18 protein-coding genes and 2 pseudogenes are annotated in these 17,558 nt (G+C 63.0%); 16 read left to right on the forward strand and 4 right to left on the reverse strand.

The annotated features are described in order from the left end of the window. Positions 1 to 9: 9 nt before the first annotated feature. Entirely contained in the window at positions 10 to 723 is a 714-nt protein-coding gene (locus AS156_RS22630) for a GntR family transcriptional regulator (RefSeq protein ID WP_066508846.1), read from the reverse strand. Positions 724 to 939: 216 nt separating this feature from the next. Between AS156_RS22630 and AS156_RS22635 the strand changes: the two genes are divergently transcribed. The 10 genes and pseudogenes from AS156_RS22635 to AS156_RS44780 form a co-directional block, all read left to right on the forward strand. Next, the gene (locus AS156_RS22635) at positions 940 to 2,517 is read left to right on the forward strand and encodes a sugar ABC transporter ATP-binding protein (protein ID WP_066508878.1); all 1,578 of its coding nucleotides are present in this window, start codon (positions 940 to 942) and stop codon (positions 2,515 to 2,517) included. After that, complete coding sequence (locus AS156_RS22640; protein ID WP_066508848.1) at positions 2,514 to 3,848, forward strand: ABC transporter permease; 1,335 nt, start codon at positions 2,514 to 2,516, stop codon at positions 3,846 to 3,848. Before AS156_RS22635 ends, AS156_RS22640 begins: the two co-directional genes overlap by 4 nt. Continuing rightward, entirely contained in the window at positions 3,835 to 4,809 is a 975-nt protein-coding gene (locus AS156_RS22645) for a substrate-binding domain-containing protein (RefSeq protein WP_066508850.1), read from the forward strand. Before AS156_RS22640 ends, AS156_RS22645 begins: the two co-directional genes overlap by 14 nt. Before the next feature lie 133 nt (positions 4,810 to 4,942). Continuing rightward, the gene (locus AS156_RS22650) at positions 4,943 to 5,536 is read left to right on the forward strand and encodes a DUF1349 domain-containing protein (protein ID WP_066508853.1); all 594 of its coding nucleotides are present in this window, start codon (positions 4,943 to 4,945) and stop codon (positions 5,534 to 5,536) included. Between the two features lie 140 nt (positions 5,537 to 5,676). Then, the gene (locus tag AS156_RS22655; RefSeq protein ID WP_066508856.1) at positions 5,677 to 5,910 is read left to right on the forward strand and encodes a DUF6894 family protein; all 234 of its coding nucleotides are present in this window, start codon (positions 5,677 to 5,679) and stop codon (positions 5,908 to 5,910) included. Positions 5,911 to 6,035: 125 nt separating this feature from the next. Continuing rightward, positions 6,036 to 6,563 carry a MaoC family dehydratase gene (locus AS156_RS22660; protein ID WP_430641809.1) on the forward strand — a complete coding sequence of 176 codons (528 nt, stop codon included), beginning with the start codon at positions 6,036 to 6,038 and terminating at the stop codon, positions 6,561 to 6,563. A gap of 113 nt (positions 6,564 to 6,676) precedes the next feature. Further along, positions 6,677 to 7,291: a TetR/AcrR family transcriptional regulator gene (locus AS156_RS22665; protein WP_201456090.1), complete on the forward strand. Its 615-nt coding sequence runs from the start codon at positions 6,677 to 6,679 to the stop codon at positions 7,289 to 7,291. An 83-nt stretch (positions 7,292 to 7,374) separates the two neighbouring features. Then, a complete protein-coding gene (locus AS156_RS22670) occupies positions 7,375 to 8,232 on the forward strand; it encodes a DMT family transporter (protein ID WP_066508857.1) in 858 nt (285 codons plus the stop codon). A gap of 232 nt (positions 8,233 to 8,464) precedes the next feature. Continuing rightward, a pseudogene (locus tag AS156_RS44775) lies at positions 8,465 to 8,936 on the forward strand (chloride channel protein); the annotation flags it as partial. A 1-nt stretch (position 8,937) separates the two neighbouring features. Further along, a pseudogene (locus AS156_RS44780) lies at positions 8,938 to 9,747 on the forward strand (chloride channel protein); the annotation flags it as partial. A gap of 126 nt (positions 9,748 to 9,873) precedes the next feature. On the opposite strand, the gene AS156_RS22680 reads toward AS156_RS44780, so the two are convergent. Further along, positions 9,874 to 11,064 carry an OpgC domain-containing protein gene (locus AS156_RS22680; protein ID WP_066508858.1) on the reverse strand — a complete coding sequence of 397 codons (1,191 nt, stop codon included), beginning with the start codon at positions 11,062 to 11,064 and terminating at the stop codon, positions 9,874 to 9,876. 119 nt (positions 11,065 to 11,183) lie between these two features. Further along, positions 11,184 to 11,378, reverse strand: coding sequence for a hypothetical protein (locus AS156_RS22685; RefSeq protein WP_066508859.1), 195 nt, complete (start codon positions 11,376 to 11,378; stop codon positions 11,184 to 11,186). 38 nt (positions 11,379 to 11,416) lie between these two features. Between AS156_RS22685 and AS156_RS42290 the strand changes: the two genes are divergently transcribed. Together AS156_RS42290 and AS156_RS22690 are read left to right on the forward strand one after the other, a co-directional pair. Then, the gene (locus AS156_RS42290; protein ID WP_136626384.1) at positions 11,417 to 11,764 is read left to right on the forward strand and encodes a hypothetical protein; all 348 of its coding nucleotides are present in this window, start codon (positions 11,417 to 11,419) and stop codon (positions 11,762 to 11,764) included. Between the two features lie 175 nt (positions 11,765 to 11,939). After that, the gene (locus AS156_RS22690) at positions 11,940 to 12,917 is read left to right on the forward strand and encodes a helix-turn-helix transcriptional regulator (RefSeq protein ID WP_066508862.1); all 978 of its coding nucleotides are present in this window, start codon (positions 11,940 to 11,942) and stop codon (positions 12,915 to 12,917) included. Positions 12,918 to 13,028: 111 nt separating this feature from the next. On the opposite strand, the gene AS156_RS22695 is transcribed toward AS156_RS22690, so the two are convergent. After that, positions 13,029 to 14,453 carry an FAD-binding oxidoreductase gene (locus AS156_RS22695; protein WP_082747681.1) on the reverse strand — a complete coding sequence of 475 codons (1,425 nt, stop codon included), beginning with the start codon at positions 14,451 to 14,453 and terminating at the stop codon, positions 13,029 to 13,031. Positions 14,454 to 14,577: 124 nt separating this feature from the next. Between AS156_RS22695 and AS156_RS22700 the strand changes: the two genes are divergently transcribed. The 4 genes from AS156_RS22700 to tnpC all read left to right on the forward strand — a co-directional run. After that, positions 14,578 to 15,486: a LysR substrate-binding domain-containing protein gene (locus tag AS156_RS22700; RefSeq protein ID WP_066508864.1), complete on the forward strand. Its 909-nt coding sequence runs from the start codon at positions 14,578 to 14,580 to the stop codon at positions 15,484 to 15,486. Between the two features lie 323 nt (positions 15,487 to 15,809). Further along, the gene (gene tnpA, locus AS156_RS22705) at positions 15,810 to 16,214 is read left to right on the forward strand and encodes an IS66-like element accessory protein TnpA (RefSeq protein ID WP_066501573.1); all 405 of its coding nucleotides are present in this window, start codon (positions 15,810 to 15,812) and stop codon (positions 16,212 to 16,214) included. Next, complete coding sequence (gene tnpB, locus AS156_RS22710; RefSeq protein ID WP_038388978.1) at positions 16,211 to 16,558, forward strand: IS66 family insertion sequence element accessory protein TnpB; 348 nt, start codon at positions 16,211 to 16,213, stop codon at positions 16,556 to 16,558. The genes tnpA and tnpB overlap by 4 nt, the downstream gene beginning before the upstream one ends. 70 nt (positions 16,559 to 16,628) lie before the next feature. Next, positions 16,629 to 17,558, forward strand: a 930-nt coding sequence (gene tnpC / locus AS156_RS22715; RefSeq protein WP_136626056.1) for an IS66 family transposase, incomplete at its 3' end; no start/stop codon positions are given.

Below are 17,558 nucleotides of genomic sequence, written 5' to 3' on the forward strand. Positions count from 1 at the left end.
AGCTCCGCGCTACGCTTCGAAGAACCCCGGATGCTTCGCGGCGAAGGACTGCAGCTCGCGCGCGACGCGATCGAGATGATCGGCCATTTCGTTTTTCGCCTGATCCGCCTGATGCGCGGCGATCGCGCGAAAGATCGCTTCGTGCTCGCGGAAGGTTCCCTCGGGCCGTCCCGGCTCCGGCAGCAGCGTCCGGCGGACGCGCTCCAGATGGGTGCGGATCGGATCGAGGATCTCGCCGACGCGAGCGAGACCCAGGCTCTCGGTCATCTGGCGATGAAACCTGGTGTCCAGCTCGTGAAATCCCTCAAGATCACCGCTGGCAATGGCGGCCTCCTGGTAGGCGATATTCTGGCCGAGTGCGGCGATCGCGTTTTCAGGCATGCTGGTCGCGCAGACCCCGACAACCTCGATCTCCAGCGCGCGTCGCATCAACATCCACTGCCGGACATCCTCGAGGTGGATCCTCGCCACGTAAGAGCCGCGCTGCGGTTCGACCACCACCAGCCCCTCGAAGGCGAGCCGGTTGATCGCGGTCGTGATCGAGAGCCTCGACACATCAAACGTGGCGCACCACTCGTTCTTGTCGATCGGGGTGTCAGGCGCGAGTGCGCCTGAGACGATGGCGCGCTTGAGCGCCGAATAGGCCTTGTCGACCTTCGATTCTCCCGCCCGACGCCCCCGCGCTTGGGCCGCACCTCCGCTGAACCCGCCGACTGAATGCATGCCGTGAGATCCCTCGGCTGATTTTTACACGTCCGATGACGCCAAGGCGGACCGAGAGACTTGACGATCATCAACTAGTATAACTAGCATATCAGTAAAACAAGCAACATCACCAGCGGCCCGATATCTCCTGGATTGAGGGCAGTCGGGGAGGAATGCCCGATGGAGACACGCGTCGGCGCGGACGATGAGCGGGGCGTTTCCCGCTCGCCTCGCATGGTCGAGCTCGGCAGCCGGGTCAGCGTGCCAGGCGGACAGATCGTGCTCGCGGCGGCGCACGTCTCCAAATCCTTCGCGGGCGTCAAGGCGCTTAGCGACGTCGACTTCGATCTGCGCCAGGGCGAAGTGCACGCATTGATGGGCGAGAACGGTGCCGGCAAGAGCACCCTGATGAAAATTCTCGCCGGCGTGCACACGAGCTATGACGGCGCCGTTGAGGTCGAAGGCCGCGCCGTCTCGTTCGGCGGCGTGCGCGATGCCGAGGAAGCGGGCGTCGCGATCATCCATCAGGAACTCAATCTCGTTCCGGAGCTGAGCGTCGCCGATAATATCTTCCTCGGCCGCGAGCCGCGCATCGCCGGCCTGTTCATCGATCGGCGGCGCATCATCGAGGCGGCCGCGCAGATCTTGCGGCGCCTCGGCGTCAAGGTCGCTCCCGAGAGCCGCGTTGCCGACCTGCGCGTCGGCGAGCAGCAATTGGTGGAAATCGCCAAGGCCCTGTCGCTGAAAGCTCGCATCCTCATCATGGACGAGCCGACATCGGCATTGTCGGAGTCGGAATGCACGACGCTGTTCAAGATCGTGCGTCAACTGACCGGTGAAGGCGTCGCGATCATCTACACGTCGCACCGGATCGAGGAGGTGCTCGGTCTCGCCGATCGCGTCACCGTCCTGCGCGATGGACGGCGTGTCGTGACCGCCCCGATCGATGGATTGTCGCATGGCGCGATCATCTCGGCGATGGTGGGTCGCGAGATGGCTGTGAGCGACCGGGGAGCGGCGGCGCGAGACGGCGACGTGGTGCTCTCCGTGCGCGACCTGACCCTCGATACACTGGGGCCGCACGGATGGCGGCGGACGTTGCATGGCGTCGACTTCGACCTCAGGCGAGGCGAGATCCTCGGCATCGGCGGCCTGCTTGGCTCCGGCCGCACCGAGATATTGGAGTCGATCTTTGGAGTCGCGCGCGGCTGGCGCGGCGGCCGGATTGCGATCGACGGAGTGCCGGCCGAAATCACGTCGGCGGCGGAGGCCTATCGCCTCGGCCTCGCGCTCGTCAGCGAGGATCGCAAGGAGCGCGGGCTGCATCTCTCCGCGTCGATCTGCGACAACATCGCACTGCCCTCGATCGGTGCGATGTCGCGGTTCGGGCTGCGCACCTTCGCCGGTGAGCGCGCATTGGCCGCCGAGATGGTGCGCCGGCTTTCGGTCCGTTGCACGGGCATCGGCCAGGCGGCCGCGGCACTGTCCGGCGGCAACCAGCAGAAGGTCGTGATCGGCAAATGGCTGGCGACCGACCCCCGCATTCTCCTGCTCGATGAGCCGACCCGCGGCATCGATGTCGGCGCCAAGCAGGAGATCTACCAGCTGATCTTCGATCTTGGCCGGCAGGGCCTCGGCATCATCGTGGTGACCTCGGAGATGCCCGAGCTCTTGCTGCTGTCCGATCGGATTCTCGTGATGTGCGAGGGACGGCAGACCGGAATCCTGCGCCGCGAGGACGCCACGCAGGAGATGGTGATGCGCCTTGCGGCACCCGGCATGGTGCGGCGGTCGGAAGGAGCACCGGCATGAAGGCGCTACGTCTGCTGTCGCGGACCAAGCTCTATTGGGGTCTGCTGCTCATCTGCCTGATCGGCGCGCTGACGTCGCCGCAGACGTCCTCAGGCAGCAATATCTTCCTGTCCTACGCAAACCTCACGGATGTTCTGCGTCAGGTCTCGATCACTGGGCTGGTCGCGACCGGCATGACGATGGTCATTCTGCTCGGCGGCATCGATTTGTCGGTCGGCTCCGTGATGGGTTTCTCGACCGTCATCTGCGCGATGTTGCTGACCAAGTCCGGCTGGACCGCGGCTTCGGCGATGGGCGTGCCGGCCGCGACGCTGGTCGGCGGCGTCACCGTGGCGCTTGCCGCGCGCTTCATCGTGATCGGGCTTTCACGCGGCCATGATGTCGGCGCAGGGCGGCGCCGCGAGATCACGCTGCCGGCCTGGCGCAGCCTGGGAATTCCCGCGGTGCTCGGTCTTGTTGCCGCGATCGCGGTCGCTTGGTGGACGTTGACCCAGGTGACAACCAAGTTCGGTGTCCTTGGTGTGCTCCTGGTCGCGCCGAGCCTTGCACTGTTGCTCGGCGTCACCAACGGACTTCTGATCGTGACCGGGCGGCTGCAGCCGTTCATCGCCACGCTGGCGATGATGGTGAGCGCACTCGGCATCGCCCGCCTCACCGCAGGGCAGGACAATGCCGTCGTGCCGGTCTACACCGGCACCAACGCTACCGAAGCATTCGAATTTCTCCGCTCGATGTTGTGGGGCGTGCTGCCGGTGCCGAGCGTATTCTTCCTGGCGGCGATCATCCTGTTCGGCGCGATTCTGCGTTTCACGACCTTCGGCCGCTATGCCTATGCCATCGGCGGCAATGTCGAGGCCGCCAAGCTTTCGGGCATCAAGGTCGCCCAGGTCCAGCTGACGGCCTATCTGCTCTCCGGATTGCTCGCGGGGATCGCCGGAGTTCTGTTCGTCGCGCAGTACCGGCAAGGCAAGCCCGACGCAGGCACGGGACTCGAGCTCGATGCCATCGCCGCCGTCGTCATTGGTGGCACAAGCCTGATGGGTGGCCGAGGCGGCCTCGCCGGCACCTTCGTCGGTGTCCTGATCTTCGGTCTGCTGTCCGACATCCTGCAGCTCCAGAACATCGACTCGAATGTCCAGCTGCTGATGAAGGGGTTGATCATCGTCTGCACCGTCGTCGTGCAGGAACAGAATCTCGGCCAGCTCTTCGCGCGATGGCGGTTCAGCCGATCGGCGGAAGCAAAGGTCGATCCGCGAACAGCCGAGCCCCATCGGCCGTCAAGCGCCGCAAAGGCGCAATTTGCAAGGGAGGATCTCGATGAAGCGTCGTGAATTCCTGAAATTGTCGACCACCGTGGCGGGCGCCGCGATGACCATCTACATGCCCGCGAATTGGACCCCCGCCAAGGCGGCAGCCAAGTGGAAGGTCGGCTTCAGCCAGTGCACCACACTCGAGCCGTGGCGCGTCCAGTTCAACAAGGATGTCCAGGCCGAGGCAAAGAACCATCCGGATGTCGACCTCGTGATCACCGACGGCCAGGACAAGACCGAAAAGCAGGTTGCCGATTGCGAGAACCTGATCGTGCAGCAGGTCAACGTCCTGCTGATTTCACCGAAGGAGTCGGCGGGGTTGACCGGCGTCGTAGAGAAGGCGATCGACGCCAAGATCCCGGTCATCGTGCTTGATCGCAACGTCGATACCAAGCGGATCACCCAGTTCATCGGCGGCGACAATGTTGCGATCGGTCGCGCCGCCGGCGAATACGCCGTGAAGCTGCTCGGCGGTCCCGGCAAGGCCGCCGGCAATGTCGTCGAAATCTGGGGCGGCATGGGTACCCAGCCGGCGCACGACCGGCACGATGGCTTCCACGTTTTCACCGACAAGGAACCCGGCATCAAGAACCTGCTGAACAACCAGTCGGGCGACTGGAAGCAGGACAAGGCCTACAACATCATGACGACGGCGTTGCGCAATCACGAGAAGATCGATCTCGTCTACGGCCACAACGATCCGATGGCCTATGGCGCGTATCTTGCGGCCAAGGACGCCGGCCGCGACAAGGACATCAAGTTCATGATCGGCATCGACGGCCTGCCCGATGAGGGCGTGACCTGGGTGAGCAAGGGGCAGCTGACGGCGACGTTCCTCTACGCAACACCCGGAGCCGAAGGCCTGCGACAGGCGGTCAAGCTTCTGAACGGCGAGAAGCTGCAGCCGGTCATCACTCTGCCGACGATGTTGATCACGAAAGATAACGCGCCTGACATCCTCAAGAAGAACGGATTGCTTTGATCGTCCGATGTCTTGCGCTAACTGCGGCGGCCGTGGAGTCTGGTCCGGACAATGGAATCAGACTCCGCGCTTGCGTCAGTCGCTGTCGTATGCGGCGGCATGAGACCGGCGGGAACCGCCAACCGAGGTTGAAATGAGCAGCCCGATCTTCCGCAGACATGACGGCGTGTGGTTGAACGAGCCGGAGCGATGGTCGGCCGAGGGCGACAATCTTGAGATCGTCACCGACAAGGCCACCGACTTCTGGCGCGAGACGCATTACGGTTTCAACCGGGACAGCGGACATTTCCTTGGCTTCCGGACAGGCGAGGCATTCACCGCCGAGCTGCGCGTGCAGGGCGACTTCCAGGCGCTCTACGATCAGGCGGGCATCATGGTGCGCATCGATGCGCAGCATTGGGTCAAGGCGGGGATCGAGTTCTCCGACGGCAGCGCCATGCTCGGCAGCGTCCTGACCGACGGCCGGTCGGACTGGGCGACGGCGCGCTATGGCCACGATCCCGGCGACTTCCGGATCCGCGCAACCGTGGTGAACGGCGTGTTGCGCCTGCAGGCGTCCGCCGACGGCAAGCTGTGGCCGTTGATGCGGCTGGCGCCGTTCCCCAAGGCAAGCTCCTATCTAGTGGGGCCGATGGCCTGCACGCCCGAACGGGCCGGGCTGAAGATCGTCTTCTCGGCGTTTCGCCTGACGCCGCCGCTGGGCAAGGGCCTGCACGATCTCGGCTGAGGCGCCGACCTCTCTCTGCGGTCCGCGGGCCGCCGGGCCGCGCACGCTTGTGTGCGCGACATCACGCATGTTCCCGCGTCGCACGCCTATGGTCCACGCACGGTCGTATCAGCTCACACCGATCTTGCGAGGACGCGAACATGGCCCAGGTCTATTTTCACTGCTCCAACACGCGAGGGGTGTTGATGGATCGCCGCGGCACCTCGGTGGCCAGCCTCACCGAGGCGTGCGAGGCGGCGACGCTGATGGCGCGATCGCTCGTCGCATCAGCCAGCCTGGAAGACTGGCGTGATTGGGCCATGCATGTCAGCGACGACGCCGGCGACGAGATCTTTGTCCTGTCCTTTGCATCCATTCTCGGCAAGCCACACTGAGTGGCGCCTCGCGACCGGAGCGCTCCGGCTTGGCCGCCGGCGAGCCCGACATTTGTCCTACTGGCGCGCCGCGGCCGGCTCGCTTAAACAGGTAGGGTACCATATCCTCATTGCCGAGGTCGAAGGTGTCAGACGCCAGGCGAGCCGCCGAGCTCGAAGCTATCCGCCGCAAGCTTGTTCCACTGGCAGCGTACCGTCAGCTTCTCAACGGCCCCGAGCAGGTGTCGGATTGGATGCTGGTCGATCAGTCGATGATCGACACGTTCGCCGATGCCACCCGCGATCATCAGTTCATTCACGTCGACCGCCAACGAGCCGAAAGCGAAACGCCCTTTGGTGGAACCATTGCACATGGATTTCTGACGCTGTCGCTGCTGTCGGCGCTCGCTTTCGATGCGATGCCCGGCGTCGAGCGGACGCGGATGGGCGTCAACTACGGGTTCGAGCGGGTTCGCTTCCTGAGCCCGGTGAAGTCCGGAGCCCGGGTGCGCGGCAAGTTCCGTCTGGTCGGACTGACCGAGCGCGCGGTGTCCATCCAGTCGGCCTGGGATACGGTGGTGGAGGTCGAAGGCATGGTCAAGCCGGCCATCGAGGCGCACTGGATCACCTTGGCGCTGATCGATCCAAACGCGCCGCTTGCAGATTCAAAGTGAGCGAGCCTGTTTCGGGGCAAACTTCAACCGACCGGCACCCCCCGCGGAATTAGCCGAGAATGAGCGGAAGCAGCCTCTTGCGATTTAAAGACTGATTGGTCTATATATCGGCAATGAACCGCCAAACCCTCGTGCAGCCGCCGCGCGGCCGTCCCCGGAGCTTCGATGTGGAAGCCGCCGTCGAACGCGCGATGGATGTGTTCTGGTCGCGCGGCTATCACGCCACGGCGCTCCCGGACCTGCTTCGTGCGACGAAGCTCTCGCGCGGCAGCCTTTACGCCGCTTTCGGCGACAAGCACTCGCTCTTCCTGCGTGCGCTCGACCGCTACATTGCCGATGCACTGACACGGATGGACGTCGAACTCGATCCCCGCCGAGCGGCGGTTGACGGTCTGCGAGCTTACCTTGCTGGTTACGTGGAGCGGACGCGCGGTGCCAATGGCCGGCGCGGATGCCTATTGGTGGCGACAGCGATGGAACTGGCCGGCCAGGATGCTGAAGTCAATCGTCGCGCCGCGGGCTTTTTCAGGGCCATGGAGGCCAGGATGGCAGACGCATTGTCCCGGGCGGAGGCCGCGGGAAAGTTGGCCGATGGCGTCGAGCCTGCAAGCGCCGCCCGCATTCTGGTCTGTTTCGTCGAAGGGTTGCGCGTGGTCGCCAAAACCGCGTCGACACAGATCACGTCGCAAGCCACCGCTGACGCGCTGCTCGACCGCTTCATCAGATAAACGAGGTCAGGACGTCCTGCTTGGACGGCTCCGTCACAGGCGTGCCGATATATGGACCGATCGGTCTTGAAAGGAAGGATTCCATGTCTGCCATCCAGATCGTCTGCGCGGTGGCCGTTCCCTTGCTCTGGGGTTATCAGTTCGTGGCAATCAAAGTGGGCGTGACGGAATTTCCGCCGCTCTTCTTCCTCGCGTTGCGCTTCCTGGCCATCGCGCTGCTGCTTGTTCCGTTCGTCAAGAGGCCTACGCGGCAACAGCTCGGCCCGATCGCGGTTATCTCGCTGTTTCTCGGCGGGCTGAACTTCGGGCTGTTCTATGTCGGCATCGGTCTCGGCTCGGGAAGCATGTCGGCGGTCGCCTATCAACTCGCGCCGCCCTTCACCGTGCTGCTGGCCTGGCCGCTGCTGGCGGAGCGGCCGTCGCTCGTCACATCTGCCGGAGTGGTGCTTGCGTTCGCCGGCGTGGTGCTGGCAGCGGAGCCCGGCACGTCGACGAACGCCTTGCCGCTGCTGCTTGTGGTCGCCGCCGCTTTCGCATTCGCGGTGTCCAACGTTCTGACGAAGCGCTACGGCCCGTTCGATCCGTTGATGCTGATGGGGTGGTCGTCGCTGCTCACGGTGCCGCAGGTCATGTTGATGTCGCTGCTCCTTGAATATGGACAGCCGGCGAGCCTTGTCACGGCGGACGAACGTGGCTGGCTGGCACTCGCCTACACGATTTTCATCGGCGGAATTGTTGGGTTCGGCCTTTGGTTCTGGCTGATCGCGCGCTGCTCGATGGGCCGCGTCGCCCCCTTCGGCCTGCTGATTCCGGTGTTCGCCTTGATCTCGAGCGTGCTGTTCCTTGGCGACCACGTGACGCCAAAGTTGATTGTCGGTGGGCTGCTGGCGATCGCCGGCGTCGCAATTACACAGGTAAGACCGAGCGCTCGACCAATCTGAAACCGCAAGTCGCGCGTGGCGCCCTGCGGGTCGGCTCCTCGCCGTTTGCAACGCTTCCGGACGGCCCGGGCGCGGCGCTTATGGGCAGAAGCGGACATCAACCTGCCGACAGCCTCGCGGCATCAGTCGAAAATGACCCGGAGCGGGCCTAGAGTGGACCCGATTGCACTCCTTCCTGGACGCAGCTATTCGTTTGGGTAGATATTGCAAAGCACCCAGAATGAAGTTCCTTTCGAACCGCGATAAACGCCTATTCAAAGTCGTCACCACCCGATGGCAACGCCGTGCAATATTCTTGCTGGGCGGTCTTGCGGTTGGTGCAGCAGCCGTGGCGCTGGCAAAACTGGCCGACCTCTCGCAAGTCGCCTTTGCGATGCTACTGTCGGTGTCTCGCTACGCACCGCTGGTGGTCACGCCGCTGGGGTTCGCGTTTTCCGTCTATCTGACAAATCGTTTTTTCCCGAATGCGCAAGGCAGTGGCATTCCTCAAGCTATCGCGGCTCGCCATTTGACGGACCAGACGGAGCGCGAGGCGCTCGTGTCACTTCGAATTGCCGCCGGAAAAATCATCCTGACCCTGTTCGGCCTGCTGTGCGGTGCATCCGTCGGGCGTGAAGGGCCCACGGTCCAGATCGGCGCTTCCATTATGTTTGCGTTGGGACGATTCTCGCCGCGACGGCAGCCCGGTTTGATCCTGGCGGGAGNGCCGGTGTCGCGGCTGCCTTCAACACGCCACTGGCCGGCATCGTCTTCGGCATTGAAGAGATGAGCCGGTCCTTTGAGACACGGACCTCCAGCCTGATCATTGCCGCAGTCATCGCCGCCGGTCTGACGTCGCTCGCGCTGATGGGCAACTATACCTATTTCGGCAGCAGTCCAATGACGCTGCGTGGCGGAATGGATTGGCTCGCTATTCCGATATGTGGCGTGGCGGGAGGCGCACTCGGCGGCATATTCAGCCGCATCGTGATCATGATGGCGCGTGGATTTGCCAACAAACCGGGCCGCGCGATCAAACGCCATCCGCTGATCTTCGCGTTGCTTTGCGGGTTTGCAGTCGCCATCTGCGGGATCGTGTCGGGCGATACCATTTACGGCACCGGCTATACGCAGGTGAAGTCGGCGCTCGAGGGTGGGGCGGCGCTGCCGGTCAACTTCGGTATCCTGAAGTTTCTCGCGACGACATTCGCCTCCATCAGCGGAATTCCCGGCGGCATTTTTTCGCCTTCATTGGCGGTCGGCGCAGGATTGGGCGCAAACGTCGCATCCTTCTTTCACGGCGCACCGGTTGCGGCGATCATGCTACTCGGTATGGTTTCCTACTTCGCCGGTGTCGTTCAGGCTCCGATCACGGCCTTCGTCATCGTCACCGAGATGACCGACAATCACACCATGGTTGTACCCGTCATGGCAGCTGCGTCCATTGCCTACGCCACCTCGCGCCTCATTTGCGAAGAAGGCATCTACCACGCTTTAGCCAAGGGATTTATCGAGCGGTCTTCGCAGACGGTCTGACTTGTGGCCCTTCGCGTCATCCGCTGCGGTGCGGCTGACGAAAGCGACAGGCAAAGCTTTCACGGCGCAAAGTTTCTGTGGCTCTTCAGGGACCGTTCGGCACGACGCATGACGGCCGGCTCGGACCTATTGACGCGCAATGGGAACGCCGTCGGGGATCGTCGCGCTCAGGTGCGGCGGCCGAGCGGGCTTGATTGTGATCGAGTTCAGCAGCGTCGCAGCGGCGATCATGACCAGAATGCCGCCGACGCTGACCGCGATCTGCATCGCAATTCCATCCGAGATCTCCAGCAGCGCCATGTGGCTGCCGCAGGCGAGCAGCACGCCGAGGCAATAGATCGGCAGCGAGTACTGCCCACAGCGGATCACGCTGCGCAGCGCCGGGGTCCTTAGGGCCTGCCAGTCACGCGGTATCAGCCGGACCGCGACGATGCCGATCGCGAGAAAATGCAGCAGCCGCGCGGGATCGAGGTTCGACTTGTCCAACTGATGAAACAGCTTTGCGAACATTTCCGGGACCATGGCTTCCAGCGGCTTGATGTGCCAGCTCAGGGCAATGAAGAGGGCGACGAGCAGGTACAGCACGGCAGCGACCAGCACGGCGCGTGACGTTATCAATCGCTGGGCAGGCTTGCCCGCGATCATCCACCACGCGCCGAGCACGACCAGGAACTGCCAGGCCAGCGGATTGAAGGCCCAATGACTGCTTGGCCATGCCGGCACCATCCAGCCGAAGACCTGTACCAGCACATAGAGCGCGAAGGAGGTGGCCAGTGTCGCATTCGGCCAGCGCAGCAACAGCCACAGCAGCGGCGCGAACAACAGGTGGAGCAGCACGAAGATCGGCAACACGTCGGCATTGACCGGGCGGTACTGCAGGATCACGGCGTGCGCGAGCGTCGCGCCCGGATCCTCCAGCAGAACGCGCGTATTGCTCGCGTCGGCAAGATCGTCGCCGCCTGCGAGGTAGACCATGATGGCGTAAGCGAGCGTGAGCAGCAGGAATGCTGCATAGATATACCATCCTCGCCGCAGTGAACGGCTGATCACGCCGTTCCAGCCTTCGTAGCGGCGCGCCCGGCCGTAGGCGAGTGCGCAGGTTACGCCGGACATGAACATGAAGACTTCCGCGGCATCGCTGAAGCCGTAGTTCTTGAGCGTTAGCCAGCTTCCGACGTTGTCGGGGACATGATCAAGGAAGATGCACCACAGCGCGATGCCCCGGCAGGCGTCTATGCGCAGGTCACGACCGGATGCGTTGAAATCCGGCGGCGGCTCGCCGACCGACGGCTTTGAGGTGTGTATGCGATCGTGCATTTGGTTGCCTTAACCGGCGCGCGGCCGCGAGCCCGATCGGTGAGGCACTCCTCCGGAGCACTTTCCAGTTCGCGATGCTCCGGCGTGTGCGGGCCGATCGGCTCGATGCGGTTGCGTGCTTACCGGATGATCGAGGCTTCGCTTGTCGTGGTGGCGTCGTCGAGGCCGTTGGCCTTTCCTGGGTTGGCAGGATTGGTGGCATCCCAATTCATTTCCAGGATGTCGTCGCCGACAACCGGGACCAGGAATTGTTTGCGCATTTCAGCAAGGCGGGCGCGGCAGCATTCCCGATAGAGCAATTCGAGTATGGACATGAGCAAATCCTCACGTAATCGGCACTTATGGAGGCCCAATGCAATTGATCCAGGTCATTTCACCCGCGGCCGATGAGCTAAGCCGGCCGGCATTGCTCCGACGAAGATTGCCGTTGCGCGCCTCGCGTGCGGCACGACATCATCATCGGGCAGGGGACATCCGGGGCGCAGCTTGCGCATCGCATCCCACATCGAATGAATTCGATGGATTGCAAACAACCTTGCAGGCTCGAGCTATGCTCGCGGCCGCGGCGCCGACGAAGTTCAAAACGGACGCGATGGCGGCAACCAGAAATAGCTTCATCATGGCTCTCTCCTCTTTAGAGAGATATTTTCACCACGACTTTCGCAATTACCTTAGTTCAGATTTCGTCGCTTCGACGTGAACTAGCTCACTTGCGGTGTCGATTGCGATGAGTGACACTAGCACTCCGGCGGCATTGTTTCTTGGACTTCTGCGCACCTCGTATTGGAAGGTCGGTGCGCGAAGCGCAAATTGCAGATATCGGCAGTCGATTGTCGGAATAACTCCGGTTGTTGCGTAAGGCTTGGAGATTCCGCATGTCCGCGGGTGCAGCCGATTTCAGATCGATTCGATTTTCCACCCGCGAGCTCCCCGAGCGGATCCGCATTCCGATGTGGCGCGAAGAGTTCGGACGATGCATCGTGCACGCCGATATCGCGGCTGCATCCGACGCTCCGTTTCAGGCCGAAGCAACGCTGCAAGCGCTTCAGGGGCTTCGCGTGCTCGCATGGCAGGGGTCGGCCATGCGCTTCAAACGTTCGCGAACGAACATCGTCGATGGCGATGACTCGATCGGCCTCATCGTCAGCTCTCCGAGCTCGAGCCGGCTATCGCAGCGAGGCCAGGAGATTGAATTCCGCGGTGGCGATGCCATCGCGCTTCTGCACGCGGAGCCGGCCACCGTGCGCTATGTCCAGGGTCTTCAAATCGGTCTGGCGGTGCCGCGCGAGGCATTGGTGCCGCGGGTGACCGATGTCGACGACCTCGTCATGCGGCCGATTTCCCGCCGGACCGAGGCGCTCCGGCTTCTGATGCCTTATCTGAAGCTGGCATTGAAGCAAGGTGCGTTGGCTGCGCCAAAGCTGCGCGATACGATCGTGACCCACATCCACGACCTCCTGGCGCTCACAATCGATGAAGGCGCTTCTTTGGGTGAGAGCAGCGCGAGCGCGGTGATCGCGGCGCGTCACAGCGCCGCACTCGACCACATCGCGGCGCACTTTCAGGATCCGGAGCTCAGCCTGGAGATCGTGGCCCGTCGCCAGGGCATCTCTCCGCGCTATCTGCAGCGCGTGATGGCGTCATCGGGCGCGTCTTTCACAGAGCGCGTCAACGAACTGCGGCTGCAAAAGGCGTTCACAATGTTGATTGTGCCGCGCGACGGTGCGCAGCGAATTTCCGATATTGCGCTGGAAGCCGGCTTCTCGGACATATCGCACTTCAACCGATTGTTCCGGGCCCGCTTCGGCGATTCGCCGCGCGGCGTGCGCAGCATTTGCAGCCGTGCCGCGTGACCTTACGCGATCAACGTTTCCTTGCGCAGCACAGCCTCGATCTCGGCGAGGATGCGCGCCAGCCGATCGGCCCACGCGGTCTCGCCGGAGTTCATCAGGCCGCGCATCTCGTCATGCACGGGGATCGCGCCCGCGGGTCGCTTGTGCTGCCGGCGCGATGTTCTGGTTCAGCCGGAAGAAGTTCGTCGGATCGTATTTGGTCTTGAGCGCAAGCAGTCGCGCGTAGTTCTCGCCGTAGGCAGCCTCTACGCGCTCCGTTCCTTCCTCGCCTAGATTGTTGGCGTAGACGCCGCCGGTTGAAAAAGGTCGCATGGCGTCCCACAACTCGCGTGCCCAGCGGATACGCATCGCGTCCTCGACCGGATCGTCCCAGATGGCAATGGGGAAGCAATCGTACAGCGCATCACGGTTGGCATAAGGCGTGGCTTCGACCGGTATGCGCGCGATGGCTCCGCCGACATGCTGCAGCACAAGCAGCGATTCCGCAGGGGCGCTCGCGTACCCGGCCAGGAGTGTATCGATTGCCGCGCTGGACAGTTCGCGCAGGAACTGTGCCTTCCAATAATAACGACGGCCGCGTGGAAAAATGGCATCGCCGGCGGATTGGATCTCCACATAAGAACGCGGCGCAATTTGATCCTGGATCGGCGCTCCGTATTCGCGCAGCGGCTTGAGGATCCGCTCACCTTCATCGATCGGACCGACATAACAAGCCGAAATGCTGAAGACCCGCTCGCCCGATGGAGTCGTCGCCAGCGCCGCGTCCAGGCTCAACTCGTCCGCGGCTGTGCTCGCAAACGCTTGATAGAAGCGCATCGCGTCGTGCGCCCGTTCGTAGGGGTGCGCGATCGAGCCCGCCAACAGCACGGGACCGACCGGAAACAGCCGGTACTCAAAGCTCGTGACGATTCCGAAATTGCCACCGCCGCCGCGGATCGCCCAGAATAGATCGGAATGCTCCGTGGCGCTGGTGCGCAACAGCCGACCGTCCGCCGTGACGACCTCGGCCGAGACAAGGTTATCGCAGGAAAGGCCATATTTGCGCCCGAGCTTGCCGAAGCCGCCGCCGAGCGTCAGCCCGGCAATACCGGTATCGCCATTGACTCCCATCGTGGTCGCGAGACCGTACGTCTGAGTTGCCGCATCAAACTCGCCGAGATTGAGGCCGGCCTGGGCTCGCGCGGTCCGCTTGTCCGGATCGACCTCGATTTGCTTCATGCGTGAGAGATCGATGACGAGGCCGTCATTGCACACCGACGCGCCTCCGATGTTGTGGCCGCCCGCCCGCACCGCGACGAGCAGGGAGCGCGACCGCGCGAAATTGACCGCCGCAACAACATCGTCGGGGCCGGCGCAGTAAACGATCGCCGCAGGATGCCGGTCGACCATGCCGTTCCACACTTTTCGCGCCTGGTCGTAGGCCACATCGCCTCGCGCGACGACGTCGCCACGGACCGTTCGTCTCAGGCGTGCGACGTCGTGAGTTTGCTGATCTAATTCACCGCTGTCTCTGTCCGTAAGCCTGGTTGCGTCCATGGCGGCCTCCCGTTCTCCCTGCTGCGACGCAGCGCGACGGTCACAAGCGTCTCACGTCGCCCAATCGCCGGCAAAATCGAATTATTGAGTCGCCAGATGAGCTGAATTCACCTACCCTTAGGGAATGCGAAAGCTTCCGCCCCTGGGTTCACTGCGCGCCTTCGAGGCTGCCGCAAGGCACATGAGCTTCCGCGAGGCAGCCGAAGAGCTCGGCGTCACGCCGACGGCGATCAGCCACCAGATCCGGGCACTTGAGGACATTTGCGGCCAGCCGCTGTTTCGTCGTCGCCCGCGTCCTCTTGAACTGACCAGCGCCGGCGAACGGCTTTTTCCGATCATCAGGGGCGGTTTCGACGCATTTGCGAGCGCGATCGCGTCTGCGTCCCCGCGCGCCAGCCACAAGCGCTTGCGAGTGACAAGCCCCAATGCCTTTGCCAGCCGATGGTTGGTGCCGCGACTGCCGAAGTGGCGCGAGGCCTATCCGAAGATTCCACTTGAGATCATCGGGACGGACGCGGTCCTCGATTTGCGCGTCGGAGAAGCCGATATCGCAATTCGGTATGCACGGCGCATGCCACTCGATCTAAACGGAAAGGAGATCTTTCGCGACACGTTCTTTCCGGTATGCAGTCCAGAATTGTTGACGCGGCGCGGACAGAGGATCGATCGTGCCTCCGATCTCCTGCACTATCCATTGATTCACTTCGATTGGATGAACCGCGACCGTGACGCGCCGACCTGGTCGCGCTGGCTTGCGACCGCCCGCTCGATCGACCCCAGCATTCCCGAGACCAACAAAGCGTGGGACCTGAGTTTCAGGGAAGAACTTCACGCAATCGATGCGGTCGTCGCAGGTCAGGGCATCGCCATGTTCAGCGACGTCGTCGTTGGACGCGAACTCGAGAGCGGAGTTCTCGTCAAGGCCCACGATCTGTCGCTGTCAGGCTATGGCTTTTACGTTGTGCACGTTCCCAATCACCCCGAGCATCCCAGCATCGAAGCCTTCTCCGCCTGGTTGCGCCTGGTCGTATGACCTGCCCTCAGCAAGCCGAATTCTTATGCGCGATTTCAGAGAGGTCCGGTCATGGCCCCCTTCGCGTCATATCGCGCTGCCGCACGAGCATGGTCGCCATAGGGGCAAAGCGGACATAGCCTTCGCCGTATCACGCCGTCAGGTTCATGCGTGCGCCGCCCTAGTACCCGCTTTTCTTGGAACGTGAGTCGTGATTCAAGGTCGGGATGATACCCGAAGCAAGAGAAGTCCGCCTTTCGAGGAAAGATCGCAAGGTGCTTGAGAGTCTCCCTCCGGTGACGGCCGCCTTGTCAGGTTAAGACGAGTGCTGTGTAACAGCCCTTATGGACAGCAATAAGTGCAGTGCTCAGGTCGAGCGGTTCGAGATTGTCGAGACTGGCCGGCGCCGTCGCTGGACCGATGATGAGAAGCTCAAGATCGTTTTGGAGAGTTTGCAGAGCCCGCGGGCGGTCTCGTCGACGGCACGGCGATACGGCATCTCACGTTCGCTGTTGCTGACTTGGCGTCGATCGTTTGGTGCACGGGCGAGTAGTGATGAAGTGCCTCGGCCCGGCTTTGTGCCAGCGATGGTGGTACCGGACTCGCCGCCAGTGCCGTCGACAGCGTTAGCGGCGACGGCGAGCGGACGCATGGAGATTGTCTCCGGCAAAGCTTATCGAGTGATCGTGGACGCCGGCGTTGATATGATGGCGCTGTCTCGCGTGTTGGATCTGCTGGAGCGGCGATGATCCCGATCGCAGCAGGAGCGAGAATCTGGATCGCAACCGGTCATACTGACATGCGCAAAGGCATGCAGGGTCTGGCGTTGCTGGTGCAGGAGGGCCTGGGGCGAGATCCTTTTGCCGGAGACGTCTTTGTGTTCCGTGGTCGCGCTGGCACCCTGATCAAGGCGCTTTGGCACGACGGGGTCGGGTTGTCGCTCTACGCCAAGCGGCTGGACCGTGGCCGCTTCATCTGGCCGGCGACGGTGGACGGTGTGGTGTCGCTGACGGCAGCTCAGATGGGCTATTTGCTGGAGGCGATCGACTGGCGCAACCCCCAACATAGTTGGCGGCCGCAGAGCGCAGGGTAAGCAGCGCAATAGTCGCGTGAGATTGCAAAAAGGCCGCGCCAAATCGCGGCTTTTGTGATTCCATCGGTGCATGGGTGACGGTCCCGAAAATCTGCCGGAAGACATTGAGGCGCTGCAGGGGGCGTTACTGGCCACGCGGGCCGAACTTGCCAGCGTTCGCGCCCAGCAGTCCGACGACCAGGCGCTGATCGCTCACCTGAAGCTGCAGATCCAAAAGCTGAACCGTGATCGTCATGGCCCTGGCTCGGAGCGTACCGCAAGGCTGCTGGATCAGCTCGAACTGACGTTGGAGGAACTCGAGGCTTCTGCGACTGAGGACGAACTCGCTGCCGAAATGGCCGCGGCCAAGACGACGAAGGTGGCCTCGTTCACGCGCAAGCGGCCGTCGCGCCAACCGTTCCCGGACCATCTGCCTCGCGAGCGGGTGCTCGTGCCGGGACCTGTGACGTGCGCCTGCTGCGGCGGAGCGAGGTTGTCCAAGCTCGGTGAGGACATCACAGAAACGCTGGAGGTGATCCCGAAATCCTGGAAGGTGATCCAGCACGTCCGGGAGAAGTTCAGCTGCCGTGATTGCGAGAAGATCAGCCAGGCCCCGGCGCCATTCCACGTCATTCCTCGCGGTTGGGCCGGCCCCAGCTTGTTGGCGATGGTGCTGTTCGAGAAGTTCGGCCAGCACCAGCCGCTGAACCGGCAGGCCGAACGATATGCCAAGGAAGGCGTGCCGATCAGCCTGTCGACCCTCGCCGACCAGGTCGGTGGTTGTACAGTCGCGCTCACGCCCTTGTTCCGGCGCCTCGAGGCCCATGTGCTAAGCGCCGAGCGACTGCACGGCGATGACACGACGGTGCCGGTCCTGGCCAAGGGCAAGACCGACACCGGCCGAATTTGGGTCTATGTGCGCGACGACAAGCCTTTTGGTGGGCAGGCCCCGCCGGGGGCAGTGTTCTATTACTCGCGCGATCGCGCCGGCGAGCATCCCCAGGCGCATCTGGCCGGCTAT

The organism is Bradyrhizobium macuxiense (assembly GCF_001542415.1).
Lineage (GTDB): Bacteria > Pseudomonadota > Alphaproteobacteria > Rhizobiales > Xanthobacteraceae > Bradyrhizobium > Bradyrhizobium macuxiense.

What these genes read in the sequence shown, in the direction of transcription:
- AS156_RS22630 (WP_066508846.1), bottom strand. Translation starts at nt 723, where the DNA reads ATGCATTCAGTCGGCGGGTTCAGCGGAGGTGCGGCCCAAGCGCGGGGG.
- AS156_RS22690 (WP_066508862.1), top strand. Translation starts at nt 11,940, where the DNA reads ATGTCCGCGGGTGCAGCCGATTTCAGATCGATTCGATTTTCCACCCGC.
- AS156_RS22650 (WP_066508853.1), top strand. Translation starts at nt 4,943, where the DNA reads ATGAGCAGCCCGATCTTCCGCAGACATGACGGCGTGTGGTTGAACGAG.
- AS156_RS22695 (WP_082747681.1), bottom strand. Translation starts at nt 14,453, where the DNA reads ATGGACGCAACCAGGCTTACGGACAGAGACAGCGGTGAATTAGATCAG.
- AS156_RS22665 (WP_201456090.1), top strand. Translation starts at nt 6,677, where the DNA reads ATGAACCGCCAAACCCTCGTGCAGCCGCCGCGCGGCCGTCCCCGGAGC.
- AS156_RS22645 (WP_066508850.1), top strand. Translation starts at nt 3,835, where the DNA reads ATGAAGCGTCGTGAATTCCTGAAATTGTCGACCACCGTGGCGGGCGCC.
- AS156_RS22635 (WP_066508878.1), top strand. Translation starts at nt 940, where the DNA reads ATGGTCGAGCTCGGCAGCCGGGTCAGCGTGCCAGGCGGACAGATCGTG.
- AS156_RS22685 (WP_066508859.1), bottom strand. Translation starts at nt 11,378, where the DNA reads ATGTCCATACTCGAATTGCTCTATCGGGAATGCTGCCGCGCCCGCCTT.
- AS156_RS22655 (WP_066508856.1), top strand. Translation starts at nt 5,677, where the DNA reads ATGGCCCAGGTCTATTTTCACTGCTCCAACACGCGAGGGGTGTTGATG.
- AS156_RS22680 (WP_066508858.1), bottom strand. Translation starts at nt 11,064, where the DNA reads ATGCACGATCGCATACACACCTCAAAGCCGTCGGTCGGCGAGCCGCCG.
- AS156_RS22640 (WP_066508848.1), top strand. Translation starts at nt 2,514, where the DNA reads ATGAAGGCGCTACGTCTGCTGTCGCGGACCAAGCTCTATTGGGGTCTG.
- AS156_RS22670 (WP_066508857.1), top strand. Translation starts at nt 7,375, where the DNA reads ATGTCTGCCATCCAGATCGTCTGCGCGGTGGCCGTTCCCTTGCTCTGG.
- tnpB (WP_038388978.1), top strand. Translation starts at nt 16,211, where the DNA reads ATGATCCCGATCGCAGCAGGAGCGAGAATCTGGATCGCAACCGGTCAT.
- tnpA (WP_066501573.1), top strand. Translation starts at nt 15,810, where the DNA reads ATGGACAGCAATAAGTGCAGTGCTCAGGTCGAGCGGTTCGAGATTGTC.
- AS156_RS42290 (WP_136626384.1), top strand. Translation starts at nt 11,417, where the DNA reads ATGCAATTGATCCAGGTCATTTCACCCGCGGCCGATGAGCTAAGCCGG.
- AS156_RS22700 (WP_066508864.1), top strand. Translation starts at nt 14,578, where the DNA reads ATGCGAAAGCTTCCGCCCCTGGGTTCACTGCGCGCCTTCGAGGCTGCC.